This is a genomic window from Corallococcus terminator, assembly GCF_049194865.1.
GTDB classification, from domain to species: domain Bacteria; phylum Myxococcota; class Myxococcia; order Myxococcales; family Myxococcaceae; genus Myxococcus; species Myxococcus terminator_A.
The window spans coordinates 16,108-39,740 of record NZ_JBLZWL010000003.1 but is presented as its reverse complement, the minus strand read 5'-3'; the positions used below and the strand labels follow the sequence as shown (position 1 = coordinate 39,740).

Annotated in this window: 21 protein-coding genes; 9 read left to right on the top strand and 12 right to left on the bottom strand. The window is 69.5% G+C overall.

What is annotated here, in order from left to right; all coding sequences use genetic code 11:
• Positions 1-112: 112 nt before the first annotated feature.
• Genes ACN469_RS04225 through ACN469_RS04215 form a run of 3 tightly spaced genes read left to right on the top strand, consistent with a single transcriptional unit; the run spans position 113 to position 4,710 of the window.
• Positions 113-1,561 (top strand): GDSL-type esterase/lipase family protein, encoded by a 1,449-nt coding sequence (locus ACN469_RS04225; protein ID WP_498764370.1) that lies wholly within the window; start codon positions 113-115, stop codon positions 1,559-1,561.
• Positions 1,558-3,786: a serine hydrolase domain-containing protein gene (locus tag ACN469_RS04220; protein ID WP_498764368.1), complete on the top strand. Its 2,229-nt coding sequence runs from the start codon at positions 1,558-1,560 to the stop codon at positions 3,784-3,786. The genes ACN469_RS04225 and ACN469_RS04220 overlap by 4 nt, the downstream gene beginning before the upstream one ends.
• Before the next feature lie 30 nt (positions 3,787-3,816).
• Positions 3,817-4,710, top strand: coding sequence for a YIP1 family protein (locus tag ACN469_RS04215; protein WP_498764366.1), 894 nt, complete (start codon positions 3,817-3,819; stop codon positions 4,708-4,710).
• A gap of 173 nt (positions 4,711-4,883) precedes the next feature.
• Here ACN469_RS04215 and ACN469_RS04210 read toward each other — a convergent pair whose 3' ends face one another.
• Positions 4,884-5,984: a hypothetical protein gene (locus tag ACN469_RS04210; protein WP_498764364.1), complete on the bottom strand. Its 1,101-nt coding sequence runs from the start codon at positions 5,982-5,984 to the stop codon at positions 4,884-4,886.
• Between the two features lie 184 nt (positions 5,985-6,168).
• Complete coding sequence (locus tag ACN469_RS04205) at positions 6,169-6,642, bottom strand: amidohydrolase family protein (RefSeq protein WP_498764362.1); 474 nt, start codon at positions 6,640-6,642, stop codon at positions 6,169-6,171.
• A 63-nt stretch (positions 6,643-6,705) separates the two neighbouring features.
• On the opposite strand from ACN469_RS04205, the gene ACN469_RS04200 reads away from it, so the two are divergent.
• Positions 6,706-7,587 carry a trimeric intracellular cation channel family protein gene (locus ACN469_RS04200; RefSeq protein WP_498764360.1) on the top strand — a complete coding sequence of 294 codons (882 nt, stop codon included), beginning with the start codon at positions 6,706-6,708 and terminating at the stop codon, positions 7,585-7,587.
• 128 nt (positions 7,588-7,715) lie between these two features.
• On the opposite strand, the gene ACN469_RS04195 is transcribed toward ACN469_RS04200, so the two are convergent.
• The 6 genes from ACN469_RS04195 to ACN469_RS04170 form a co-directional block, all read right to left on the bottom strand.
• The gene (locus ACN469_RS04195; RefSeq protein ID WP_498764358.1) at positions 7,716-8,441 is read right to left on the bottom strand and encodes a hypothetical protein; all 726 of its coding nucleotides are present in this window, start codon (positions 8,439-8,441) and stop codon (positions 7,716-7,718) included.
• A gap of 3 nt (positions 8,442-8,444) precedes the next feature.
• Complete coding sequence (locus ACN469_RS04190) at positions 8,445-9,773, bottom strand: PAAR-like domain-containing protein (RefSeq protein WP_498764356.1); 1,329 nt, start codon at positions 9,771-9,773, stop codon at positions 8,445-8,447.
• A gap of 12 nt (positions 9,774-9,785) precedes the next feature.
• A complete protein-coding gene (locus ACN469_RS04185; RefSeq protein WP_498764354.1) occupies positions 9,786-10,826 on the bottom strand; it encodes a 3-oxoacyl-ACP synthase in 1,041 nt (346 codons plus the stop codon).
• On the bottom strand, positions 10,823-11,845 hold the full coding sequence (locus ACN469_RS04180; protein ID WP_498764352.1) for a DUF2169 family type VI secretion system accessory protein: 1,023 nt from the start codon (positions 11,843-11,845) through the stop codon (positions 10,823-10,825). Before ACN469_RS04180 ends, ACN469_RS04185 begins: the two co-directional genes overlap by 4 nt.
• 21 nt (positions 11,846-11,866) lie before the next feature.
• On the bottom strand, positions 11,867-13,135 hold the full coding sequence (locus tag ACN469_RS04175) for a TIGR02270 family protein (protein ID WP_498764350.1): 1,269 nt from the start codon (positions 13,133-13,135) through the stop codon (positions 11,867-11,869).
• 451 nt (positions 13,136-13,586) lie between these two features.
• Positions 13,587-14,699, bottom strand: a complete 1,113-nt coding sequence (locus ACN469_RS04170; protein ID WP_498764348.1) for a Kelch repeat-containing protein — start codon at positions 14,697-14,699, stop codon at positions 13,587-13,589.
• Positions 14,700-14,907: 208 nt separating this feature from the next.
• On the opposite strand from ACN469_RS04170, the gene ACN469_RS04165 reads away from it, so the two are divergent.
• Positions 14,908-15,816 carry a LysR family transcriptional regulator gene (locus ACN469_RS04165; protein WP_498764345.1) on the top strand — a complete coding sequence of 303 codons (909 nt, stop codon included), beginning with the start codon at positions 14,908-14,910 and terminating at the stop codon, positions 15,814-15,816.
• Positions 15,817-15,935: 119 nt separating this feature from the next.
• Positions 15,936-16,391 (top strand): DoxX family protein, encoded by a 456-nt coding sequence (locus ACN469_RS04160; RefSeq protein WP_498764343.1) that lies wholly within the window; start codon positions 15,936-15,938, stop codon positions 16,389-16,391.
• Here ACN469_RS04160 and ACN469_RS04155 read toward each other — a convergent pair.
• Positions 16,358-17,698 carry a nicotinate phosphoribosyltransferase gene (locus ACN469_RS04155; protein WP_498764341.1) on the bottom strand — a complete coding sequence of 447 codons (1,341 nt, stop codon included), beginning with the start codon at positions 17,696-17,698 and terminating at the stop codon, positions 16,358-16,360. The two genes, ACN469_RS04160 and ACN469_RS04155, sit on opposite strands and share 34 nt — an antisense overlap.
• A gap of 46 nt (positions 17,699-17,744) precedes the next feature.
• Positions 17,745-18,197: a thioredoxin family protein gene (locus ACN469_RS04150; protein ID WP_498764339.1), complete on the bottom strand. Its 453-nt coding sequence runs from the start codon at positions 18,195-18,197 to the stop codon at positions 17,745-17,747.
• A gap of 256 nt (positions 18,198-18,453) precedes the next feature.
• Between ACN469_RS04150 and ACN469_RS04145 the strand changes: the two genes are divergently transcribed.
• The 3 genes from ACN469_RS04145 (at position 18,454) to ACN469_RS04135 (ending at position 21,640) form a co-directional block, all read left to right on the top strand.
• Positions 18,454-19,473: a 2-hydroxyacid dehydrogenase gene (locus ACN469_RS04145; RefSeq protein WP_498764337.1), complete on the top strand. Its 1,020-nt coding sequence runs from the start codon at positions 18,454-18,456 to the stop codon at positions 19,471-19,473.
• A gap of 57 nt (positions 19,474-19,530) precedes the next feature.
• Positions 19,531-20,820: a universal stress protein gene (locus ACN469_RS04140; protein ID WP_498764335.1), complete on the top strand. Its 1,290-nt coding sequence runs from the start codon at positions 19,531-19,533 to the stop codon at positions 20,818-20,820.
• A gap of 235 nt (positions 20,821-21,055) precedes the next feature.
• Entirely contained in the window at positions 21,056-21,640 is a 585-nt protein-coding gene (locus tag ACN469_RS04135; protein ID WP_498764333.1) for a superoxide dismutase, read from the top strand.
• An 82-nt stretch (positions 21,641-21,722) separates the two neighbouring features.
• Here the strand turns inward: ACN469_RS04135 and ACN469_RS04130 are convergent, their stop codons facing one another.
• Positions 21,723-22,394: a hypothetical protein gene (locus ACN469_RS04130; RefSeq protein WP_498764331.1), complete on the bottom strand. Its 672-nt coding sequence runs from the start codon at positions 22,392-22,394 to the stop codon at positions 21,723-21,725.
• 128 nt (positions 22,395-22,522) lie between these two features.
• Complete coding sequence (locus ACN469_RS04125; RefSeq protein ID WP_498764329.1) at positions 22,523-23,578, bottom strand: SMP-30/gluconolactonase/LRE family protein; 1,056 nt, start codon at positions 23,576-23,578, stop codon at positions 22,523-22,525.
• Positions 23,579-23,633: the final 55 nt, after the last annotated feature.

Genomic DNA, 23,633 nt, shown 5'->3' with positions numbered 1-23,633 from the left:
CCCCCGAGGAGCAGGGAGGCTGGCGTGCCGGGAAAATGCGCGGGCGGAAGAGTTCGTCTACGCTGCACGCCGCATGACGCATTCGGAAGTCGGGTGGGGTGGACGGCGGGCCGTGTTCCACGTCCTGGTCTGCTGTGGCCTCTTGGCCGCCTGTGAAATTGGTTCCGAGGTCCGCCCCCTCACCGCTGCTCCGGAGCCCGTCACGGCCCCTCCGGCGGCGGCGGTGGCGCGGTCCGTGCCAGACGTCCCGACCGCCCCCGAGCCCGCCTCACGTCGGGTGGCGCCGGAGCCCACGGAGCGTACGCGCGCGACGCAGGCGCTGGCGGTGAAGCTGGGTGCGCCCGGGGCGAAGGTGGATGACCCGTGCGTGGCGCCCGCGGGCACGGGGTGCGAGCGCACCGCGCTGGCGCCCTTCTTCGAGTCGCTGGATGCGCTGTCCTCCGGCACGGCGACGGGGCCCACCGTCATCGAGGCCTTCGGCAACTCGCTCATCGCGGGGGACCGAATCGTGGACATCCTCCGGGATGATTTGGGCGCGGGCTTCGGCGCGGCGGGCCGGGGCGTGCTGCTGGTGGACCGGATGGCGCCCTACGGTGGGCGCGGACGCACCGGCTACAGCAAGGGCGGGTGGGAGCCCCGCACGCTGGGCGAGCTGCGCAAGCCCCCGCACCCGTTCGGCATCACCGGCGTGTACCACGTGGCCACCGTGGCCAAGGCGCGCAGCCGCTTCAAGCTGGAGGGCGAGCCGCGCGGCACCCTGTGGTGGCTGGACGTCCCGAAGGGCGGCGCGCTCACGGTGCTGAGTGGAGACACGGTGCTGGCGCGGACGGAGCCCGAGGGAAGCGGCGAGTCCAGGGCCACGCGCTTCGAGCTGCCCCCGGGCACGACGTCGGTGGACATCGTCGCCGAGGCGAAGGGCGCGGTGGTGCAGGGCGTGGTGTTGCAGCAGGCGCGGCCCGGCATCGTCCTGGACATGCTCGGGGTGCCGTCCGCGGATGCGAGCCTCTATGCGCGCCTGGATGACGCGGCGCTGCGCTCGCAGCTCGCGGAGCGCGAGCCCCGGCTGCTGGTCTTCTTCCTGGGCGGCAACGAGTCCAAGCGCCTGGAGTGGAAGCGCACGGACTTGGAGACGCTGCGCACGGACCTGGGCGCGCTGCTGCGTCGCGCGCGTGCGGCGGCGCCGAACAGTGCCTGTCTGGTGGTGGGGCCCATGGACGCGGTGCGGGACTCGAAGGACCAGGGCAAGGCCTTCACGCAGCGCCCCTTCCTGGAGGCCGTCGTCGACGCGGAGCGCCAGGTGACGCAGGCGGAAGGGTGCGCCTTCTTCAACCTCTACGCGGCCATGGGCGGCAAGGGCTCGCTGTCACGCTTCCACCAGTCCGGCTTCATGCACGAGGACCTGGTGCACCCGCGCGGCCGGGGGCTGGACGTGCTGGGGCACCTGGTGACGGACGCGCTGCTGCGCGCCTGGGTGGAGACGCCGCCGGCCTCTCGTCGCGTGGCCGCGCTGACGCCCGCCGCCGGAAGCCCGCCCACGTCGACGGTGGAGGCCGCGCCATGATGAAGCCCAGGTGGCTCTTCGCCGCGCTGTGGTTGCTCGCGACTCCGGCGCTGTCCGCGCCGCGCCTCACCCCGGTGTGCGAGCCCGTCAACGCGGAGGCCGTCGACGGCCCTCGCGAGTTTGCTCCCGAGGTGACGCAGGCGCTGGACGCCATCGTCCGCGCGGAGCTGTCCCAGGGGCCCGTCGCGGGGCTGACGGTGGGTGTCACGCGCGGGGCCCAGCGCTGGGTGTGTGGCTATGGCCTGAGGGATTTGGCCAGGCGCCTGCCGGCGACGCCGCGCACGACGTACCGCATGGCGTCCGTCACCAAGTCCTTCACCGCCATCGCCGTGTTGCAGTTGGTGGAGCAGGGGAAGCTGGATTTGGACGCGGACATCCACACGCTGGTGCCGGGCTACCCGGCGAAGCAGTGGACCGTCACGGTGAAGGACCTGCTGGGGCACCTGAGCGGGGTGCCCACGTATGACGGGGTGGCCTCCAGCAACAACGTGAAGCCGGTGAGCACGGGCGAGGCCATCTCCGCGTTCTCCGAGAAGCCGTTGGCCTTCGAGCCGCGCACCCGCTACCTGTACAGCACCTGGGGCTACAACCTGCTGGGCGCGGCGGTGGAGGCCGCGTCGGGGAAGTCCTACCGCGACTACCTGCGCGAGAATGTCTTCCAGCCCGCGGGCATGGAGCACGCGGACCTGGACATCACCGCGACGCGCGACGAGCACCAGGCGGTGGGCTACCGCGTGAAGGACGGCGTGCTGAAGCCCTCGCGCTTCCTGGACGTGTCCAGTCGCTTCGGTGGCGGTGGGACGAGGGCCACGGTGGGGGACATGCTCGGCTTTGGCCGCGCGGTGGTGGCCCATCGGCTGGTGAAGCGCGACACCATGGGGAAGATGCAGGCGTCCATGGCCACGCGCGACGGGCGCCTCACGGACTACGGCATGGGCTTCGCCACCTACCCCTTGCGCGGCCACTACCTGGTGGCGCACGCGGGCGGGCAGCCGGAGACGACGACGCTGCTGGTGATGTTCCCCGCCGAGGACACGGTGATTGCGCTGGCCACCAACATCGAGGGCGAGGCGAAGCGGCTGCGGCGCCTGTCCATCCGGTTGATGGAGGGTGTGCTGGAGGGCGGCGTCACGCGCAGGGACGCGCACTTCACGGACCCGGTGGACTCGGTGGTGTACGAGGGCCTGGGCCGCATCGCCAGCTATGGCCTGGCGTACCACCTGTGGGCCACGCGCGGGCCGGGCACGCTGCCGCCGGATGAGGACCCGACGGGCGCCTTCGCGCGCGTGTCGGAGCTCTTGGACCGCAAGCTCATCGGCAAGGACTCGAGGGCCGCGCTGGAGCGCATCCGGAGCGGGCATGACCCGAAGCTGGGCTCCGTCTTCATCCGCGTGGGCGCGCGAATGGCGCGCACGCTGGAGAAGGCCCACGGCCCGGAGCGGCTGCTGGCGTACCCGGCGGAGGGGCCGCTGTCGTTCTTCGCGGACTACCTGGCGGCGTGTGAAGCGCAGGGCGTGCCGGACACGGAGCGCTTCGGCGAGCCGCTGCGCGGAGACTTGCTGCGCTTCGTCGCCGGGTGGAAGCGCGCGGAGGTGCCGGCGCTGCTCCGCCTGCGGCTGGACGAGGAGCAGCACCCGGACTCGCACTGGCCCACGCTGAAGAAGGCGGCGGCGCTGTCGCCGGACGTGCGGCCGGACTACTCGGACGAGCTGCTGCGCATCGCGGATGGCTTCGCCTGGCGCAAGCAGGCCGCGAATCGCGTGCGCTGGCTGGAGCGGGCGGTGGAGCTTCAGCCCAAGAGCGTGGACGCGCGGTGGGCGCTGTCCCAGGCGCTGCTCACGGTGAAGCGGGATGAAGAGGTGCTGGCTCAGCTTCAGGAAGCCCTGGCGACGCCGCAGGGCGCGGTGTCCCTGGCGCCGTTGGCGTTCCTCAAGCGCGTGGTGATGGACGCGGAGGCGCCGCCGCGCGTGGGGCTGGGGCTGCTGCGCGCGGGGGTGGCGCTGCACCCGGAGTCCCCCGAGCTGTGGGAGGCGCTGGCGAAGCGGGAGAAGGCCCAGGGCCACAAGGTGGAGGCGAAGGCGGCCCTGAGACAGGCCCGTCGCGCGCGCGAGGCCCGGCCAGAGCCTTCCTCCTCCGAGCCGCCAGCCAACCGGGCAGGCGTGGACCGTGGCTCGGGTCCCGTGCCGGATGACCACGGGCTCGTGCGCCCGCGCCAGACGCTCTGAGTCGAGGCCGTTCGGGAGGACTGTGCGAGGATGCCTCGCGTGTCCGGCATCCCGTGTCCCTTCTGTCAGGCCCCCTTCGCACCCGGCGCTCGGCGCTGCGCGGCGTGTGGCGCCTCCCTCCTGGTCGCTCCTCCCGCCGATTCGCAGGTGGCCGTCTGCGCCATCCATCCGGAGTGGATGAGCTTTCATGCGTGCACGCGCTGTGGTGCGTTCGCGTGCTCGCAGTGTCTGCACGAAGGGCCTCGCGGCGAGCTGGTCTGCGCGGGGTGCCATGAGCGCTCGCCGTACTCGCCGCTCGCGTGGGACGAGCGCGCGGAGCTGGGCTGGGCGAAGGCGTTCTGGAAGACGTGCGTGGACGTGATGCTGCGTCCGGGTGCGACGTTCGGGCGGATGTCACCGGAGGGGAGCGTGGGCAGCTCGCTCCTCTTCGCGCTGCTCACGGCGTTCGTCGGCTACTTCGTCACCACGCTCCTCTATGGCGCTGTCTTGCTGGTGGTTCCCTATGAGGACCTCGCGTCCCGGGGGCTGGACGAGCCGGGCCCCAGCTTCTTCCGGGGCGCCGTCGTGTTCTTCCTCGTCCTCTGGGTGGTGCTGATGCCCCTCTTGAGCGCGGGAGTCACGCTGGTGGCCTCCGCGCTGGACCACCTGGTGCTGCGGATGGCGGGCGCGCCGAGCACCTTCTCGGCGACGCTGCGCGGACATGCCCTGTCCCAGGGCGTCTACCTGATAGGCCTGGTGCCCTTCTGCGGCATGTATGTGATGCCCTTCTGGAGCGCCGGCGTGCGGGTGGCCGCGTATCAGAAGCTGCACCGCGTGGGCTGGGGACAGGCCGCCTTCGGCGCGCTGTTCGTGCCCATCGCCACCTGCTGCCTGGGCGTGGGCGGCTACGCCGCGATGATGGCGACGCTGATGCGGTCTCCGTAGGCTTCAGTGCCTTGAGCCGGCGTCCGGCGGGGACTCGTGCCGCTCATCGTGTCCCGGGGCGAGGTGGCGTTGCCGGGCGCGCTCATGCATCCTCGAAGGGATGGGCATGAGCGCGAGGGTTGGCTTGCTTGTCTGGCCGCCGCCCGAGGGCCTGCTTGCCCTCCAGCCGGACGCTACTGCCCGGCGGACGTCCCCGAGGAAGGGAGGGCCGCGGTGACGGTGCGCTGCTTGGGCCAGAACCGCGCGCCATGCACGCCGTCGAACTGGGCGAGGCGCTTCTTGCTCCGCGCGTCGTAGATGCGCGCGCTGTGGTCCGACGCCACGAGCAGCAGGGCGCCCCGCACGCGCAGCTCCACCACCGACGTGGGCTCCAGCGACAGGGCCTCCGGCTCGGAGAGGCGATCATTCGCCTCCCAGCGCAGCGGCGGCATCAGCACCGGCAGCTCGCGCGCCGCCCGCCACGCGTACAGCGGGCCGCCGTGCGTCTCCAGGGCGACCCAGGCGCCGTACTCGGTGTGGCCCTTGTCCTTCACCACCGCGTCCAGGCGCGCCGCCTCGCTGTCCTCGGTCAGCTCCGTCGCCACGGGCGCATCCGGGTCCGCGCCGAACGTCGAGGACACCAGCTGGCTCGCGGTGGCCAGCGCCGTCGTGCCCGGCGCGTCCTCCCGCTCGTACACTGTCGCCACGGATTCGATTCGCTTCCACGTCTCGCCCTCGCGGCGGTACGCGTGAGCAAGACCCGCCGGGCTGCCCTCCGTCTCTTCCGGCACCGGCAGCCGGCGGCCGTCCACGACGAAGACCTCCTCGCCGCGCTCCTCCTTGCGCGTCAGTCCCTCCAACTGGGACACGAGCGCGACGACACGGCCCTGTGCGTCAAAGCCGAGTGAGTCCGTATGGCCCTCGTCGGGGAGTGCGAGCGGGACGAGGCCCTGGGGTGCGTCGAAGTCCACCTTCCAGGCGCGCGGCGGCAGCGTGCCGCTGCCCCGGTCCACCAGTGCGCCCTGCTTGCCGTCCGGGCCCCAGGCCAGGCCCAGTCGCTCGCAGGGGGCATCCACGGTGGCCAGGGCCTTGCGTATGCCCGTGGCGTCCTGGCGTATCCAGGTACAGCCCGAGGGAGCTGCGTCCTGCAGGAGCGAGAGCGCGAACGTGGGCGCGGGCTCCGCGGAGGGAGGGGGCGCCGGCGGAGTCGCGGGCGCGGGGTCCTGTGACTTCTTGCAGGCACCCCCGAGCAGCAGGGTTCCGAGGAAGAACGCGGGGCCAAGGCGGCGGAGCATGAGGCTCTCCGGTGCGGGTTCCCACCCACCATCGCAGAACGCCGGGAGTGGGAGGAAGTCACCCCTGGAGTACATCGCCGGAACTTTCAGATAGCCCACGCGGGACTGGGTGCGGTCCCACCCGCCTGGCGCCCCGAGGTGCTCTGTCGCGGACAGTTGCTCGGGGCGGCCGCGTGCGGGTGGCTCAGACGAGCCAGCCGCTCTCGTCGAGGAAGAGGGCCTCGTTGAAGGGCTCTTCGTCCTTCTTCTCGCGCGTGGGTGGCGTGTCCGCGAAGTAGAGGCTGCGGCCGTCCTTGACGACGTGCAGCACGCGCAGGTCCTCGCGGGCGCGGGGCGTCACGACGAGCGGGTTGCCGGAGAGGACGACGAAGTTGGCGCGCTGGCCCGGTGCGAGGGTGCCCTGGGGGTCCGGCTCCTCTTCTTCCGCGTTGTTGTTGTTGTTCGACAGCTTGTCGACGACGGCGGGAATCACCGTGCCGCCCTGGAGGGGGATGACCTCCGTATCGGGGCCGCGGAGCGCGAGGACCTCGGCGCGGGTGCCCACGGCGAGGATGTGGCCGTCCTGGAGGGCCAGCGCCTCGGCGGTGGGCTGATGCTCGTTCATTGTGAGCAGGGTTCCGCCCTCGAAGATGCGGTCGGCGAATCGGGAAGGGTTCATGGCCTTCGCTCCGGGGGACACGCGGGTGGACCCTTAAGGTGAGCCCGAGGGGGGGAAGCGTCCATGGGGGACAGGGAGATGTTGTCCTGTCGCCCGAGTGCCAGCCCGCTGGGGTGGGAATGCCGTGCGAGCGGCGACTGGGACTCCGGGCGCGGGTTGCTGGCGGCGGGTGGCGTCCCCAGGCTGGAGGATGGCGGTGTGCTGACGGGCCGCCGCGCGCGTGCCATGTCCTTCGACCTGACTGAACCGAATGTGCAGGAGCAGGTCATCTCCTTCGGGACGCTCGTCGCGGACCTGTTGGGGGTGTTCTCCGGCTCGGTGTTGGGGGCGCTGCTGGCCGAGCGGCGGAAGATGGACCTGATGGGCTTCCTGGTGCTGGGGCTCGTGTCCGGCGTAGGGGGCGGAATCCTTCGGGACACGTTGCTCCAGGTGGGGCCGCCGCTGGTGCTGGTGAAGCCCGCGTATCTGGTCGCGGCCTTCACGGGGGCGTTCGCGGCGTTCATCTTCGAGCTGCGGCACGGGCCGACGGTGAAGCTGTTGTCTGCGCTGGATGCGCTGACGCTCGGCTCCTTCGCGGTGGCGGGGACGCAGCGGACGTTGGAGGTGGGGCTGAGTCCCGGGACGGCGGTGCTCATCGGCATCATCACCGCGGCGGGGGGCGGCATCATTCGCGATGTGCTCATCCGGCGCACGCCCTCGGTGATGAGGCCGGAGCCTGGGTACTACGTGCTCGCCGCGTTCGCGGCGAGCCTGGTGTGTCTGGCGTTCTCGCTGACGGGGCACCGGCGACTGGCCCTGGTGGCGGGGATGGTCGTGGGTGCGGCGGTGCGGCTCATCTCCGTGTGGCGGGGATGGAGGCTGCCCGTCAAACGCACGCGTGAGGTGCCCCGGAAGGGGGACGACTTCGGCGGGCCTGACGAGGACGAGAGCTGGACGAAGCCGTGAGGCCTGGAGTCAGGGCTGTTTCTCGCGGAGGAAGCCTGAGCCAGCGCAGCAGGTGGGAGGAGTGCCCGTGCATTCCGGCCCAGGATTGCCACGGGGTGGGACGCGGCGAGGTGACGGGGATGACGGGGTCACCAGCGCGACCTTTCGAGGTCTGAGTTGTCCTCGATGAGGGCCTGGAAGTGGCTGAGTTGCTCGGCGCTGTGCATGCCCACGCGAATGTCGAAAGTGGAGTCATCGGGAAGGCGATAGAGCCGGATGGCGGCGTCCTCCCGTTCGAAGAGCATGCTGTGGCGAGGGTAGGGCAGTCGGTTGAAGCCCGTCTTCTCGAGGAGGCGGGCGAGGTCCTCGGCTGTGCCGGCCTTGGGTCCTTTCCCACGGTGGTAACGCGCTTGATAGGGAAAGCTCGGCAGGTGGACGGCTTCCATGGCCCAAAGGAAGAGCATCTCCCGGAGACTGATGAAGTCTCGGTGCAGCTTGTCTATCCAAGCGTTCTCCCCAAAGGGCATTCGTACGACTTGGCCGTCCCCCTCTTCTGAGGGAGCCTCCAAGTCGAGCCAGTAGTGATAGGGGGCCAACGGGTCCGGATCTCCGAAGATAAACAAGAATCGCCGTGGAGGCATTTCTCCTGCGATGGATTCATAGAGAAAAGCGATGTGCAGTGGTTCACGAACGTTTACATGGGCAAGAAGAGGTCCTCCCTGTTGTCCCATCGTCGTGGCGAAGGACTTGTAGAACGTTGGGAGGGGGCGCCCAAATTCTTCTTCGAGTTCATCCAGTCGCCAGTCGAAAACTCCATGAATCGTCTCTCGATATCCAGGCGAGTATCTCTCCAGAAGCGCGAGTAGTTCTTCCATGGTTTATGAGCACTCTTCCTGGTTGGCGCAGAGCATTTCTGGAAGGAGTTCTTGACAGGTGGTGCAAGAAGGAACGGATTCGCCATGACCGAATTTTCCTTCTTGGGCTGGCTCGGTTCCGTGATTGCTGGTGTGGCTGTATGTCACCTTTACTTGGTGTTCCAGAATGGGAGAGAAGTAGCGCTCGGACATGGTACGAGCTTTGTGGCCACCCGCTCCAGCGGCCTGGAGCAGCTTGGGCGCTGCGCACTCCCATTTGTTGCGCGACTGCCCCTTGATCGACTGCACTTGATTCTCACTCGGCCGAAAGTCGTCGATTCTCTGGAACGGTGTGGCGGCGATAGCCTCCTTGAACCCAAGAGGAGTGGTGCCAGAGCATGCTGCTAGCAATCTTGGATGGTGTGCGCATTTACAGATGCATGTGCCGACCATGTAACCTTTGGTGTATGTTCCAGTGCTCTCGTCTTTTGTGAGGACGGGTTTCATGTTTTCGAGCTGGTGGTTGATTTTGTCCATTTCGAGTTTGATGGACTGGATTGATTGGAGGTTCTCTTTTCTTCTTTCCTTGTTCTTCTTCTCCGTGTTTGCGATTTCTGATTGGAGTGGGGCGAGTTCATTCCTGATGGTTGTGCTGGCTCCGGCGGGTGAGGAATTGAGTTGAGAAATTAGTTCTTCCCGTCTCCGCTTTCGGGGTGCCAGAGCCAAGGCTGCGATGTCTGCGGCTTCATTAGCTCGTTGCTCCTTTGTGTTTCGCTCCGCCTTGAGCCGCAGGTACTCCTCGATGAGAGGTCGCTGTTCATGGAGTCGCTCCATGAGCTTCAGGAACACCGTGTCCATGTGGACCACGACGTCATCCATCTCGTGGACACGGTGCGTGTCCAGTGACTTGCCGCAAGCCGTGCACTGCGCGTCGTCACCATAGGCCCAGGCCGTGCGCCCGCCGGAGATGAAGGTGGTGTTGTAGGTGTTCCCGTTGTGCAGGGTGACGTCGAGGTAGCGGACCACTCCCTTTCCCTCGACCTTCACGTCCACGCTGCCGCTGCCCCAGGCCATCTTCCCCTTGAACTTGGAGGAGATGAGGCCTCCCGCCGTCCCCGCTTCGTCTCCCGTGCTCGTGCTCAACTCCGAGCTCGTCAGCGCCACGGGGTTGCCCTCAATCGTGACGCTCGTGCTCCCCTTCGTGAGCATCGAGTCCTGCGCGGAATTGACGAAGGGCGTCGGCACAGGTCCTCCCGGTGTCGGTACCTTACAAACATCGGGCGCCGCCGAGGTGTGCGTGTTGCCGTCACCCTTGTGGAGAATCGAACGGCCATTCGCGTAGACGCGTCCCATGGTTCCTCCTCTTCACGACTTCGGAATCATCTCCACCACGCACGCCCCCACCCGACCCCCGTCCGCACTCCCGTAGATGAGCGTCCTTCGCGCCGCCGGCTCCCTCCATCGCGCTCGATGCAGGGCCACGCCCAACATCACCGGGCCCGCTCCAGCCCCCGCGTCCCCCAACCCTTCTCCCGAGAGGTACACCCGCAGCGGCTCGGGCATCAGCCCCGCGTTTCGCAGATACGCCCGCGAGAACTCCGTTCCCCACCAGGTCTCTCCCGGCTGACAGGCCAGCACTCCATCCACCCGTCGCCCTCCCATCACCCCGTCGCCCCGCACACTCCTCAGCGCCTCTGTCAGCCCTTCCGCGAGCCCCGGCTCCGTCCGCGCGAAGGGACGAGGCTCGACCGCCAACGCTGTCCCCAGCACGACTCCCGTCTCCTCCAACCCCAGTGACTTCGATGCCCCTGGCCGTGTGAGCGCGACGAAGCCCGCGGCCTCGCCAGGAATCCGTCCGTCCGGGTTCTGTCTCCCCAGGTGGAGCCGTGCCTTCGACAGCGCCTCCAGCGATGCCTCATCCCCCAGTGAATCCACCGCCCCCACCAAGGCCAGCGCTCCCGCTCGGCCGGACTGAAGATCTCTTGTCGCGGTGGCCAGTGCTTCAAAGAAGGCCGCTCTCCCTCCCTCGTGCACCTTCGCCAGCTCCAGTCGCCCCTCGCCGGCCCCGAGGAGCGCGGACACCAACGCCGCTTGCTCCACCTGTGCTCCCAACCCGGACTCCGGGAGCCCGAGGTACACGGGCACACGTGCCCTCGGCGGCAAGCGCTCCAGCACGGGCTTCACGCCCACGAGCGCCTGCCGCGCCAATGCGCTCATTCGCTCTGTTCGTGTCGACGCGATGTCCAAGAGACTCAACCTCGAGGCCCTCACGGGCTCCCCAAGGTCGTCCTCGACTTGTGTCTCCGCGAAGCGCACGAGCCCCGCTCGAAGTGAGGCCAGCGTCAGGTGCGTCGTCGTCCCGATGGGCGTGCACAACCCCACCCCCACCACTCGCGCCCCGCTCATGTCACGTCCTCCCACGGCTCCAGCAGTCGCACCGTGCTCACCTCATGCGTCGCCAACCTCCGGTGCGCCGGAAACGTCGCCCGCCAGGTGAGCACCACCCGGCGCTCCTCGGGCTCCAACCGCACCGTGTCCAACGTCATGCGCCGCTTCTCCCGCTTCCCCGCGAACGTGCAGCGCGCCAGCAGCCTGTAGGTCGGGAGGTGGAACGCGAGCGGTCCGTCCGGGGACACTCCCTCCAGCACCACCGGCTCACCTCCTCGCAAGTGAGGCGAGGCCTGCAATCCCTCCGGAGCCACCTGGAAGAAGCGCTCGTCGAAGTCCACGGGCCACAGCGGTGCGCGCCGCTCCACCCATGCGGCGTCGTATGTCCCCGCCCAGCTCAAACGTGGCTGCCAGTGTCGAGCCACCGGCCCAAAGCCACACGGCGGAGGCCTGTCCGCCCAGCCGCGCACCAGCGCCTCCGGCGTCTCGATGGATGGCAGCGGTTGCTCCAGTGCCTCCTTCCCGCTCGTGTAGAAGCCGCGCCCCACAGGGTTGCGTGCCTCGTATCCCGACGCGCGTGTGCCTCCGAAGCTGTACTCGTAGCGCAGCGGCAGGGACTCGAACGGCAGCGGGGCCGAGGCGCTCAGTCCAACCAGCCCCCGATACCAGACTCGGGTGCCCCAGACCTGTGCTCGCTTCTCCACGGGCCCCACGCGCACTCGCACCTGCGTCCCCGTCACCTTGCGCCCACGCGATGCCCATGCGCGCCCTTCCAACAACACGTCCGTCGCCCGCCGTGCATAGGACGACGGTGCTTCATACCGAAGACTCGATGTCTCCGGTGCTCCCCAGTACGCATCCGCTCTCGGTGGCGGAGCCTGCACTTCGCTCAATGCCAGCGGCGCCACCGAGGCGCGTCCAGGTGCTGGCAAGGTGAAGCTGCCAGATACGACGAGGATGAGGCCGTCCTCGCCATCCTTCGTCTGCGTCAGGAAGTCGGTCGCCGCGAATGGCGTGAGGTTTTCGAGAACGGGCATGGTGACGTGTCCTCGTCGCTCTCAGCGAAGCGTGGAGACGAGGGGTCCGCTTCCCAGCGCCAGCCTCGCTCCTTGCGCCCGCGTAAGTGCCTCACGCTGCCGCGTGGTGAAGGCCCTTGTAGGGATGACGTGCTGCCCCTTCGTGCGGATGGCCAACTCGCGCGCCAGCACATGCCGACGCCGCATCGAACTCGTCTCCAAGGCCTCCACCAGCACGGCGCCACTGAAGGGCCGACCCAGTAGATATCGCTGTCCCTTCACGAAGCGGCTCCGTGACTCCGCCCACCAACTCCGGACCGCCGACGCGTTCGGCCACGGCAGGTCATCCTCGGGACGCACCGTGAGATCCGCCTCCGGGTCATCGACCTCCTCGGGCTCCTCTCCCTCGAGCAGGGCGTACGGCCCCTCCAACACAAGCCCCGTCATGGCCGAGAACGCCTCCCCCGCGAGCCGGGCCACGCCAGGCACATGGAGCAGCCCCGCGCAGACCTCCATCGCCGCGAGCCGCTCGCTGAACCCCAGCGCCCACAAGGCCCTGGGACGAAGCTCATCGTCCTTCGCCAGTCCCACGAGGACGTCCGTGTCCTCCTCACCGCCACCCAGCGCGAGCAACACCATCGCCTCCGGACTCGCGGCCCCCAACTCCCGTGCCTCCTTGCCGCACGCGTCCCACGCCAGACGAAGCCCCGCCGTCAGCCCCGCCTCCACCGCTGCCAGCCGGATGCCCGGATGCGCGGAGCCGAGCAGCGCGGGCAACACCCGCCGCGCGAGCTCCTCGGGCAGCGGCCTCGCCCCGCCAAGCGCGGCGATTCGCGCCCTCGGCTCGTCATGCAGGAAGTACCGCGCCAGCATCTCCGACGACGCGGACTGTCTGAAGGCCAGCGCCTCCACCACGTGGGCCTGCAGGTCCAGGTCGCCCAGCTTCAACAGGGACTCGACCGCCTTGCTCACTCCCGCGGCCTCGCTGACCTCCAGCGCGCGGCGCATGGCGGCACGGAGTTCGACCTCCGCTCCTCGCAGCTTCGACAACACTTCGTCCACGGCGCCCTGGCTCAACAGCGCGTGGGTCGCGACGGAGACGCGAGCCGCTTCCTCCGAGTCGAACGCCGGCCGCACCACCGCGTCGAGTGCCTCCCGCTCCGCCAGTCCTTCCAGATTCCCCAGCAGGCGTTCTTCCCGCTCCGCCGTCTCGGACAGCGTCGCATCCGGAGCCACGAGCGCTCGCTCCCATTGCTCCCATCGGAAAGACGCCTCATCGAGATGCTCTTCCCAGACATCCACCAACAGCATTGAGGCCTCCCCCCGCCGAGCACCCAAATCCTCGCGTGGCGCTCTGACACAGGGCCAGCGGGTTGCTCGAGAGGTTGTTGAGTTTGAGCAGGGCTCACAGCCCCGGAGGCCTGGACTTCAATTCGCTGGCCAGTCGCCACCGGGCTACGAGCGCCACGGCTTCGCGTCTGTCGGCCACGGCGCATGCCTTGGACACACAGGTCTCTCTGCGCACAGCTCGTCCACGAGCCAGGACGGACCATGCCGTGACGCGGACCGGTGGGCCCAGCGAGCACAATGGACGCCTGTGCCTACACCGTGTCGATGAAGCGGTGTGCGAAGCCGCATCCGGGCAGCTCACGCACCACGAAGCCTCGGTGTTCGAGCACCCGGCGCAGCTTGAGCTTGGGATTGGAGGGCGCCGCCTGCCTCGACTCGAAAGACAGGCGGGCCGGGAGTCACGGACCGCGCGCTACTCGGTGAACAGCTCGCCGGACGAGTACAGCTCCGGCTCCTCTTGGCTGCTGCCACCGACGACGAGCACCTTGCCGTTGGTCAGCAGCGTGGCCGTATGCCCATACGTCGGCGTGTCATTGCCCACGACGGAGAGCTGCCACGTGGCCGGATTGAACACCTCCGTGGTGCCGCCAATCTGGTTGCGTGTGCCGCGCGCGACGAGCACCTTGCCCGACGGCAGCAGCGTCATCGAGTGACTCCGCCGACGCTCCTCGGTGGCATACGAGACGTACTCCCACTCGTTGTCCTCCGGCCAGAACAGCCACGCGCCGCTCGCGTACTGCCCCGTCTCCTGTCCCGTGGCCAGCACCGCGCCCTGGTTCAACAGGAGCGCCGCATGACCATAGAAGGCCGGCGGGTCCGACACGCGGCTCCACGCCCCCGTGCCCGCGTTGTAGACCTCCGCCGCGCCAGTGACTCCGTCGTCGTTGATGACCAGCACGTTGCCCGAAGGCAGCAGCGTGGCGCTGACCTTCCCCGCGACGACCGACGTGGAGCCCGTCGCCGTCCACGTCCCCGTCGCCGGGTTGTACAGCTCCGCGCTCTTCAGCGCCGTCGTCCCGAAGCCGCCGAACACCAGCACCTTGCCCGACGCCAGCGGCACCGCCTGATGGCTCCTGCGCGCCGTGCCCAGGCTGCCCGTGGCGCTCCACGTGTTCGTGGCGGGGTTGTACAGCTCCGCGCTCGCCAGCGTGCCCGCGCCCTGGCCTCCGACGACGAGCACCTGGCCCGAGGTCAGCAACGTCGCCGTGTGGTGCGCCCGCGTCTGGCTCATCGCCGCCGCCGCGCTCCAGGTGTTGGTGGCCGTGTCATACGTCTCCGTCGACGCCGTCACCGAGCCCCAGCCATTGCCGCCCGTGACGAGCACCTTGCCCGACGGCAGCCTCGTCGCCGTGTGGAACGCGCGAATCTGGCTCATCGACGCTGCTTGAGACCAGGGGGAGATGAAGGCCGTACGCGCCTCGGCACGTGGTGCTTCGGCGACGGCCGTGGAAGCTCCGGCCACCGTCGCCAGCGCTCCGCACAGTCCCAGGCTGAGCCACGTCTTCGCTGTGGTTACTCGTGTCATCCGTTCCTCGTGGTGAAGGGTGAGGTCCGCATTGTGCCGAGAGGGACCGACGCTCCAGCGGCCCTCTTCGTCAACTTCGCGTGACGACGCGACATACACGTCACTGTGTTGCACTGGAAATACAGTAGTCCTGAGTCCCACTCGTGGGACGGCGTGCCGGTCCCTGGCCCGCTGGTCCTACACGGGCGACCATGGCAGCCTGCGTCGGGTGACGGAGCCCCTGTTCGATGACCTGCTGGGCCTCGCGTGTTTCGCGCGCGTGGTGGAGCACCGCTCGTTCACCCAGGCCGCGGCGGCGCTCGGTGTGTCGAAGTCGGTGGTCAGCGCCCGCGTCTCGCGGCTGGAGGCCCGGGTAGGGGAGCGGTTGCTCATCCGCACCACGCGCAAGCTCTCCGTCACCGATGCGGGCCTGGGTGTCTACGCCCATTGCGCGCGGCTGCTCCAGGAGGCGAGCGCCGCCACGCGCGGGGCCTCCGACGCGGGCCGAGGCACGCTGCGCATCAACGCGCCCATCAGCTTCGCGCAGATGTACCTCGCCGCCCCGCTGGCCCGCTTCCTCGCCGCACATCCGGGCACGTCGGTGGAGGTCATGCTGAGTGACCGGTTGGTCGACCTCGTCGAGGAGCGGGTGGATGTCGCCCTGCGAATCACGCGCTTGCGTGACTCCAGCCTCGTGGCGCGGAAGCTCGCCACCACCGCGCTGTGCGTCTGCGCTTCACCCGCCTACCTGAAGCGCCGGGGCACCCCCGAGCATCCCGAGGACCTGCTGCGCCACGACTGTCTGCGCTACCAGCACCTGCGCGCCGAGGACGAGTGGCGCTTCTACGGCCCCAAGGGACGCATCCCCGTACCCGTGCCCGTGTCGGGCCCGCTGTCCGCCTCCAATGGGACACTGCTGCGCGAAGCCGTGGCCCATGGCATCGGCCTCGCCGTGCTGCCTCGCTTCATGGTGGACGAGGACCTGCGCTCGGGCCGCCTCGTCACCGTGCTGGACCGCTTCGCTCCCAGGCCCGTCGGCATCCACGCCGTGCACGCCGCGGGCCGCTCTCCGCCACCGCTCGTCCGGGCCCTGCTCGACACGCTGGCCTCCGAGTTCCGCTCCACCCGCTGGGAGTGAGCCGCACACCTCGCGTGGATTGTCCTGCCTCCAGAACAATTCGTTCGGGAGGTTGACCTTCCGCCGCGCCCCCGAGGCGCGCATTCCTGAAGCGTCCCTCCACCCCAGGAGCCGTCTTCATGCGCCGCGACGATTCGCTTCCTTCCTCTTCCGACCTGGCCGCCACCGTGCTTCGCGTGGCGCTGGGCGCCGTCTTCCTCGCGCATGCGGGAGCCAAGGCGTTCATCTTCACCTTCGAGGGCACTGCCCGCTTCTTCGAGTCCCATGGCTTCCCCGGCTGGACGGCCGGGCCCGTGTTCGCGGTGGAGCTGCTCGGAGGCCTCGCGTTGCTCGCGGGTCTGCGCGTTCGATGGGTGGCGCTCGCGCTGCTTCCGGTGATGCTCGGCGCGCTCAAGCCTCACGTCTCCCAGGGATGGATGTTCACCAACGAGGGAGGGGGCTGGGAGTACGTCGCGTTCCTCTTCCTGTCGCTCATCGCGCAGGCCCTGCTGGGCAGTGGCGCGTTCGCGCTGGATGGCCTCCTGTCGCGCAAGGGCGACACTCAGGGGTCGGCCGCCCAGACCTCGACCTCGTGAGCCCGTGCCCGCGCGAGCCCGTCACCGACGACGACGGAGTAGGGCGGCCTCGCGGGCTCCAGGGCGCGCACCTCAGCGGGGAGTCGGGACAGCTCCCGTCGCGCGTGCTGACGGATTTCCTCCAGCGACGGAGACGCATCGGGCAGACGCTGTCCCGCGCGCATCACCGGTCGCAGCAGCGGGCGCCCGCTCGCGACGTCTCCGCGCCGCACGAGCAAATCCCTGCGCGCGACACCGTCCTCTTCCTGTCGATACACCTGCTTGGCACCGGGCAGCAGCGCCTTGCCCGAGGAGAGCTTCATGCGGCCCTTGCCCGCGTACTCCACCAGCTTGTAGGCCATGTCCAGCGAGGGTGCGTCCGCGGACACGCCCATCGCCGTGCCCACGCCAAAGCCATCCAAGGGTGCGCCTCGCGCGAGCAGCTTCGCCACCGAGTCCTCGTCCAGCCCGCCACTCCCCACCAGCCGCACGCGCTCCAGGCCCGCCTCGTCCAGCAGCTCACGCGCCGCCAACGACAGCGCCAGCAGGTCTCCCGAGTCCAGCCTCAGCGCTCGCACGCGGAAGTCCTCTCCCAGCTCCCGCGCCAGTCGAATGACGTGCTGCACGCCGCGCAGCGTGTCGTAGGTGTCCACCAGCAGCGTCGCGTCGGGGTAGACACGGGTGAAGGCCCGGAAGGCCTCCAACTCGTCGTCGTGCGACTGCACGTAGCTGTGCGCCATCGTGCCCGACAGCGGAATCCCATAGCGCCGCCCCGCGAGCACGTTGGACGTGGACTCCACGCCGGCCAGGTACGTCGCGCGAGCGACCTTCAGCCCCGCGTCCGTGCCGTGGATGCGCCGCAGGCCGAACTCCATCACCGGCCGTCCCGCCGCCGCCGTCACCACGCGCGAGGCCTTGGACGCCGCGAGCGTCTGGAGGTGCACCTGGTTGAGCAGGTACGTCTCCACCAGCTGCGCCTCCGGCAGCGGCGCGCGTACCTCCAGCAGAGGCTCCTGGCCGAAGACCGGCGTCCCCTCCGGCATCGCGTCCACGTCGCCACTGAAGCGGAAGCGCTCCAGCCAGCCGAGGAGCCGGTCCGAGAAGCGCCCCTGCGAGGCCAGCCACTCCAGGTCCTCCGCACGGAAGCGCAGCTGCTCCAGCGTGTCGAGCACGTCCTCCAGGCCCGCCGCCAGCAGGTAGTTGCGCCTCGCCGGAAGCCCGCGGACGAAGAGGCTGAAGACCGCCTCGTCCCACTGGCCCTCGGCGAGATACGCCTCTGTCATCGTGAGCTGGTAGAGGTCCGTCAGCAGCGCGGCCTCGGGCTCCATGGCTGGCCTCCTTCAATGCGCGACGCGAGCGCGCTGTGTGCGGGACTCAGGCCGTGGCGCCCGCGCCGGGCGGGCCCGACGTGGCGCTCGACACCCATCGCTCCAGCTCCGGCCTGGGCAGTACTCCGCTGCGCCGGGCCACCTCGCGTCCACCGGAGAACACGATGAAGGTCGGGATGCCTTGCACGCCCAGGGAGCTCGCGGGACGCGGGTGCTGCTCCGTGTTCAGCTTGAGCACCAGCAGCCGTCCCGCCTGCGCGCGGCCCACCTCGTCGAGGATGGGGCCCGCCACGCGACAGGGCGCGCACCACGGCGCCCACAGGTCGAGGAGGACGGGCACGGGAGAGCCGAGCACCGCGCGGTCCAGGGCCTCGCCATCCACCTCCTGCGGCGCGCCCGACAAATCCAGCGCCTTGTGACAGCGCCCACACTCCGGTGCTCCGGAAGGGCGGGGCTCTCGTACGCGATTGAACGCACCACAGGCAGCACAGCGGAACATGACGCCTCCTCGGAGCCTCGTTCCGAAAAGGTAGGCCGTGTCGGCTCCGGAAGCGGCCCGCGCGCCGTGCTTCTAACGGCTGCCCTGCCTGGCCGCCAGCCCCCGGAGCGCACGTGGCTTTTGCGTCCACTCCCGTACGTGTGCAGCTTTTGCACGGTCCCTTGCCTTGCTCATCCGCGCCCATGCGTGGTGTGAGCGTTGCAGTGGCAACCGACCGGACGCGGCGGGCACACGGCCTGTCGGCGGGGGAGCAGGCATGCGGCTGGCCGTCTTCGACACCCATCGGTATGACCGGAGCGCGCTGGAGGACGCCAACGCGGAGTTCGGCCATGCGCTGACGTTCCTGGAGCCTCGGCTGACGCTCCAGACGGCCCGGCTGGCGGAGGGCTTCCATGCGGTGTGCTCGTTCGTCAACGACCGCCTGGATGCGCCCACGCTGGAGGTGCTGCGCGCGGGCGGCGTGCGGCTCGTGGCCACGCGCTCCGCGGGCTACAACCACATCGACCTGGAGGCCGCGCGCCGGTTGGACGTGCGGGTGACGCGCGTGCCGGAGTACTCGCCGCACGCGGTGGCCGAGCACGCCGTGACGCTGGTGCTCTCCCTCAACCGCCACATCCCCCGAGCCTTCGCGCGCGTGCGCGACTGGAACTTCTCGCTGGATGGGCTGGTGGGCTTCGACATGGCGGGCAAGACGGTGGGCGTGGTGGGCACGGGCCGCATCGGCCGCGTGGCCGCGCGCATCTTCAAGGGCTTCGGCTGCGACATCGTCTGCTTCGACGCCGCGCCCGATGAGGCGTTCGCCCGCGAGGTGGGCGCGCGCTACGTGTCGCTGGACGCGCTGTACTCGGCCTCGGACATCATCTCGCTCCACGTGCCGCTCACCCCGGGCACACGGCACATGGTGGACGCCAAGGCGCTGACGCGGATGAAGCGCGGCGTGGTGCTCGTCAACACGGGCCGGGGCGCGCTCATCGACAGCCGAGCGCTCATCGACGCGCTCAAGTCCGGCCACATCGGCGCGGCGGGCCTGGACGTGTACGAGGAGGAGGAAGGCATCTTCTTCCAGGACCTCTCCGGACAGGTGCTCCAGGACGACGTGCTGGCGCGCCTGCTCACCTTCCCCAACGTGCTCGTCACCTCGCACCAGGCCTTCCTCACCCGTGAGGCCCTGGTGAGCATCGCCCGCACCACGCTGGCGAGCGTCCGGGCCTTCGAGCATGGCGAGCCCCTGGTGAACGAGGTGCGCGTCGAACAGGTCCGGCCCGCCGGAGCGTGAGCCGTGTGTGCAGGGCGGATGGGCATGACGCCCGTCCGACTCGTGGAGGAACCCGCCATGTCCATCGTCTGCGCCACCAACTTCTCCGACGCCGCGCGCCGCGCCTGTGACTTCGCCGCCGAGCTGGCCCGGAAGGCGAACGTGCCGCTGTACCTGGTGCACGTGCTCAACCCCAACTCCGCGCGTGCGTTCGGAAAGGCGCTGCTCCAGGCGGCCGAGGCGGCGCTGGGAGACGAGGCCCGCCGGCTGACGAAGCTGGGCGCCCGGGTGGAGCAGGAGCTGCGCACCGGCGAGGCGGCGGTGGAGGTGGCGGAGGTGGCCCGGCAGCGCGTGGCCACGCTGGTGGTGACGGCGCCTCCGACGCGCGAAGCGCCGTTCCTCGGCGTGGGTGGGACGGTGGACCGACTGGCGCAGTCCCTGGATGCGCCGCTGCTGGCGGTCCGCGACGCGGAGGCGATGGAGGCGTGGGCGCAGGGCAAGCGCTCCATTCGCGTGGTGCTCGGCGTGGACCGCTCGGTGCCCTTCGAGGCGGCGCGGGAGTGGGTGCGCGGGCTGCGCGCGTGGGGGCCGGTGGAGGTCGTCGGCGCGCGCGTGGTGTGGCCGGATGAGGAGTACCGGCGCCTGGGCTTGTCGCGCCCGCTGGAGCTGGCCGAGATGACGCCGGAGCTGCGCGCGGTGCTGGACAGGGAGACGGAGGCGTTGATGGCGCCGCTGGCCTCGGGAGGCGCGACGCCGCGCACGGTGCTGGAGCCCTCGCTGGGACGCATCGCTGACCACCTGGTGGAGCTGGCCGAGCGGGAGCGCGCCGACCTGCTGGTGGTGGGGACGCATCACCGGCGCGCGCTCGGGAAGATGTGGAGCGTGTCCCACCATGCGCTGCGGCTGGCGCGGATGTCCGTGGCCTGCGTGTCCTCGCGCGCGGTGCCGACCGGCGTGGACGCGCCCCTGCCGTCGTTCCGCGACGTGCTGGTGGCCACTGACTTCTCGGAGACGGGCAACCGCGCGGTGGCGTACGCCTTCAGTCTGGTGGCGCCGGGCGGCACGGTGCACCTGCTCCACGTCGCGGAGGCGGGCCAGCCGGTGCAGACCGAGCAGCGGAAGCTGGAGGCGCTGGTGCCTCGCGAGGCCGAGGCCACCGGACGTCACGCGCGGGTGGAGGTCATCACCGACAGCAAGGACGTGGTGACAGCGCTGGCCCAGGCCGCGGAGCGCCTCGCCGTGGATGCGCTCGTGCTGGGGACACATGGGCGCACGGGGCTGAAGCGCGCGGTGCTCGGCTCGGTGACACAGGCCGTCCTCGCTCGCACCGAGCGGCCGGTGCTCCTGGTGCGTCCGCCCACGGTGTGATGTTCCGCGTCGCGCGGCCGTGCACCGCCTGGGCGACCCTGGGTGTCCAGTTCCGTAACGTGCCCGGGGTCACCTGATACATCGCTGTCCTGGGAGCCCGCGCGGAGTGTTGACCCGGCGGTATCCCGGGCGTCCAGTGCTTTGGCGGGCCGCCAATGCATTGGAGTCGTGCCCCTTTCGCGGGTAGGAGGGTGATAGTTCTCCGCATCCCTTTACCCTGGAAAGGACACGACTCATGGCCTTCACGCTGCCTGAACTTCCGTACCGCAAGGACGCGCTCGCCCCTCACATCAGCGAGGAGACGCTCGAGTACCACTACGGCAAGCACCACCAGGCGTACGTGACGAACCTGAACAAGCTGCTCGCCGGCAAGCCCGAGGAGAGCAAGTCCCTGGAGGAGATCATCCTCTCCAGCGACGGCGGCGTGTTCAACAACGCGGCGCAGGTCTGGAACCACACCTTCTACTGGCACTGCATGAAGCCGAGCGGTGGCGGGCAGCCGACGGGTGACCTCGCCGCGGCCATCACCAGCGACTTCGGCTCCTTCGACAAGTTCAAGGAGGAGTTCTCCCAGGCCGCCGCGACGCAGTTCGGCTCCGGCTGGGCGTGGCTGGCGCGGCAGAACGACAAGCTCGTCATCACGAAGACGGGCAACGCGGACCTGCCGATGAAGCACGGCCAGAAGGCGCTGCTCACCATCGATGTGTGGGAGCACGCGTACTACATCGACTTCCGCAACCAGCGCCCCAAGTACATCGAGACCTTCCTCACCAGCCTGGTCAACTGGGACTTCGTCGCCGAGAACCTCAAGGCGCGCTGAAGTCCTCGCAGCCAGCGCCGCTTCATCCCGCTCGTGACGAGCACGGTGAAGCGGCTCTGGATGGGTGGTGAGGCGGGCGTCGTCAGAAGGCGATGCCCGTCTGAATCTGGGGCGAGAAGCTGAAGCCCCCGTCGCCCGGCGCTCCGGTGATGAAGAAGGGCAGGTCCAGCTCCACGAAGAACTTCAGGTGCTCGGTGATGGGGAAGCCCTTGATGATGATGGGGACGATGCCCCCGTTGAAGGGCACGCCCTCGCCCACCTGCATGGCCAGCCGCAGGCCGCCCTTGAACGCGCCGAAGTCGTAGATGACGCCCGGGTCCAGCACGAAGCTGGTGCTGACGCTCGCCGGAGTGCCGTCGTCCTCGAACTGCCAGCGGCTGAAGGCGATGAACTCGAAGTCGATGGCCCAGCGCTCGTTGAGCGTCAGGGTGATGCCCGGCGCGAGACCCAAGGTGAAGAAGTCCCCGAAGATGACGGAGGTGTCCTCGTCCGTGACGCTCAGGAAGGGAATCACCGCGGCCACGTGGCCACCCACGCGAGGCCCCATCATCGCCGCCGCGCCCGAGCCACCGGTGGCGGCCGCCTCCCGCTTCGCCTTCTCCTCTTCCTTCTTCTTGTGCTTGTCCTTGTGGTGATGTCCCAGGGCCAGGGCATCGTCCGCGTCCGCTTTCGCGCTCCCCGGAGCGAACGCCGCGAGCGCCGCGCAGAGTCCCCCCAGTCCAACCTTCCCCCTCCAACTCAGCCCACCGCCCATGTCGCCGTTCTCCCCCGGGCGAAAGCCTCCGCCCCCTGTCTTGGCAGCCAGGAGGTTGGGGAGGCTCTCAAGTCAGGACAAGCCGGCTGGGACCTGGGGGCGACGGGCCGTTGGATTCCGACGCGCGCTCAGGGCAGCTCGCAGTCGAGGAAGTCCTTCTCGAACACGGGGCCCAGGAGCATCCGCTTGCCGAAGACGGCGGCGGTGGCCGTGCCGGCCGTCTGGCTTCCGTCGTCCAGGAACACCTCGGTGGCCTTCAGGTCCGCGCCCGTGCCCGTCACGCGCAGCACCTGTGCGGGCGCCCGGCTCTTTCCCGTCAGGTCGCCCGCATAGGACGCGAAGTCGAGCAGCTTGGGGTGAGAGGCAATCCAGAGGTTGCCCTCGGCATCCAGCTCGATGTTGTCCGGGCCGGTCTTCAAATCCAGCGTGTTGAGCAGCGTCAGCGCGCCCGTCTCCAGGTTGCGCTCGTAGCTGCGCAGCGAGCGGCCCACCGACTCCGCCAGGTACACGGTGCGCCCGTCCGGCGAGCGGTTGATGCCGTTGGCGTACTTCGTGTCCCGGATGACCTCCTGGAAGCGCTGGCCGTCGAAGTAGAGGACGTTGCCCTGGGCGAGCTGGAGGTAGTCCTCCAGCACCTGCTTCACGCCCGGCGGGTTGCCGTGGTCGTTCGTCACGTAGAAGCGCTGTGCGTCCACGGCGACCACGTCGTTGGGCGACACGAGCAGCGCGTCGCGCAACGAGGCGCGGTGCACCAGCAGGCCGTCCTCGCCGACCTCGAAGCGCTCGATGCGGTTGCCTTCGGACTGGGTGTGGTTCACCACGAACAGCGTCTGTGCGCCGGACGGGTCCACGTGCAGGCCGATGCCGTGCGGATGGAAGTCGGGGGCGAAGCCGCTCGTCAGCAGCACCGGGGGCGTGGTGCCGGAGAGGTCATAGCGGTAGATGCCGCCGGGCACGGGGCGCCCCGCCAGCGTCGCGCGCCGGTCGTCCGAGGAGACGTAGGCGTAGCCCAGGCTCGGGTGGAAGGTGATGTCCTCCGCGCCGGGCATGCCCGACACCGGCGTGCACTTGCCGGGCGCGTGGGGGGAGAGGTGCTTGAACTGGCCGGCGTCGGCGAACGTCTTGAGGACGAGCCCTCCCAGCGCCACGAACAGCACACCCGCGATGATGAGGAGCTTCTTCATGGTGCCTGGAGCCTCGCCGGGAAATGGACGCGGCGACGCTAGCAGGGCGCGAGGG

Coding starts and splice junctions, on each gene's coding strand:
- ACN469_RS04220 (WP_498764368.1), top strand. CDS start 1,558: ATGATGAAGCCCAGGTGGCTCTTCGCCGCGCTGTGGTTGCTCGCGACT.
- ACN469_RS04215 (WP_498764366.1), top strand. CDS start 3,817: ATGCCTCGCGTGTCCGGCATCCCGTGTCCCTTCTGTCAGGCCCCCTTC.
- ACN469_RS04210 (WP_498764364.1), bottom strand. CDS start 5,984: ATGCTCCGCCGCCTTGGCCCCGCGTTCTTCCTCGGAACCCTGCTGCTC.
- ACN469_RS04205 (WP_498764362.1), bottom strand. CDS start 6,642: ATGAACCCTTCCCGATTCGCCGACCGCATCTTCGAGGGCGGAACCCTG.
- ACN469_RS04200 (WP_498764360.1), top strand. CDS start 6,706: ATGGGGGACAGGGAGATGTTGTCCTGTCGCCCGAGTGCCAGCCCGCTG.
- ACN469_RS04195 (WP_498764358.1), bottom strand. CDS start 8,441: ATGGAAGAACTACTCGCGCTTCTGGAGAGATACTCGCCTGGATATCGA.
- ACN469_RS04190 (WP_498764356.1), bottom strand. CDS start 9,773: ATGGGACGCGTCTACGCGAATGGCCGTTCGATTCTCCACAAGGGTGAC.
- ACN469_RS04185 (WP_498764354.1), bottom strand. CDS start 10,826: ATGAGCGGGGCGCGAGTGGTGGGGGTGGGGTTGTGCACGCCCATCGGG.
- ACN469_RS04180 (WP_498764352.1), bottom strand. CDS start 11,845: ATGCCCGTTCTCGAAAACCTCACGCCATTCGCGGCGACCGACTTCCTG.
- ACN469_RS04175 (WP_498764350.1), bottom strand. CDS start 13,135: ATGCTGTTGGTGGATGTCTGGGAAGAGCATCTCGATGAGGCGTCTTTC.
- ACN469_RS04170 (WP_498764348.1), bottom strand. CDS start 14,699: ATGACACGAGTAACCACAGCGAAGACGTGGCTCAGCCTGGGACTGTGC.
- ACN469_RS04160 (WP_498764343.1), top strand. CDS start 15,936: ATGCGCCGCGACGATTCGCTTCCTTCCTCTTCCGACCTGGCCGCCACC.
- ACN469_RS04155 (WP_498764341.1), bottom strand. CDS start 17,698: ATGGAGCCCGAGGCCGCGCTGCTGACGGACCTCTACCAGCTCACGATG.
- ACN469_RS04150 (WP_498764339.1), bottom strand. CDS start 18,197: ATGTTCCGCTGTGCTGCCTGTGGTGCGTTCAATCGCGTACGAGAGCCC.
- ACN469_RS04145 (WP_498764337.1), top strand. CDS start 18,454: ATGCGGCTGGCCGTCTTCGACACCCATCGGTATGACCGGAGCGCGCTG.
- ACN469_RS04140 (WP_498764335.1), top strand. CDS start 19,531: ATGTCCATCGTCTGCGCCACCAACTTCTCCGACGCCGCGCGCCGCGCC.
- ACN469_RS04135 (WP_498764333.1), top strand. CDS start 21,056: ATGGCCTTCACGCTGCCTGAACTTCCGTACCGCAAGGACGCGCTCGCC.
- ACN469_RS04130 (WP_498764331.1), bottom strand. CDS start 22,394: ATGGGCGGTGGGCTGAGTTGGAGGGGGAAGGTTGGACTGGGGGGACTC.
- ACN469_RS04125 (WP_498764329.1), bottom strand. CDS start 23,578: ATGAAGAAGCTCCTCATCATCGCGGGTGTGCTGTTCGTGGCGCTGGGA.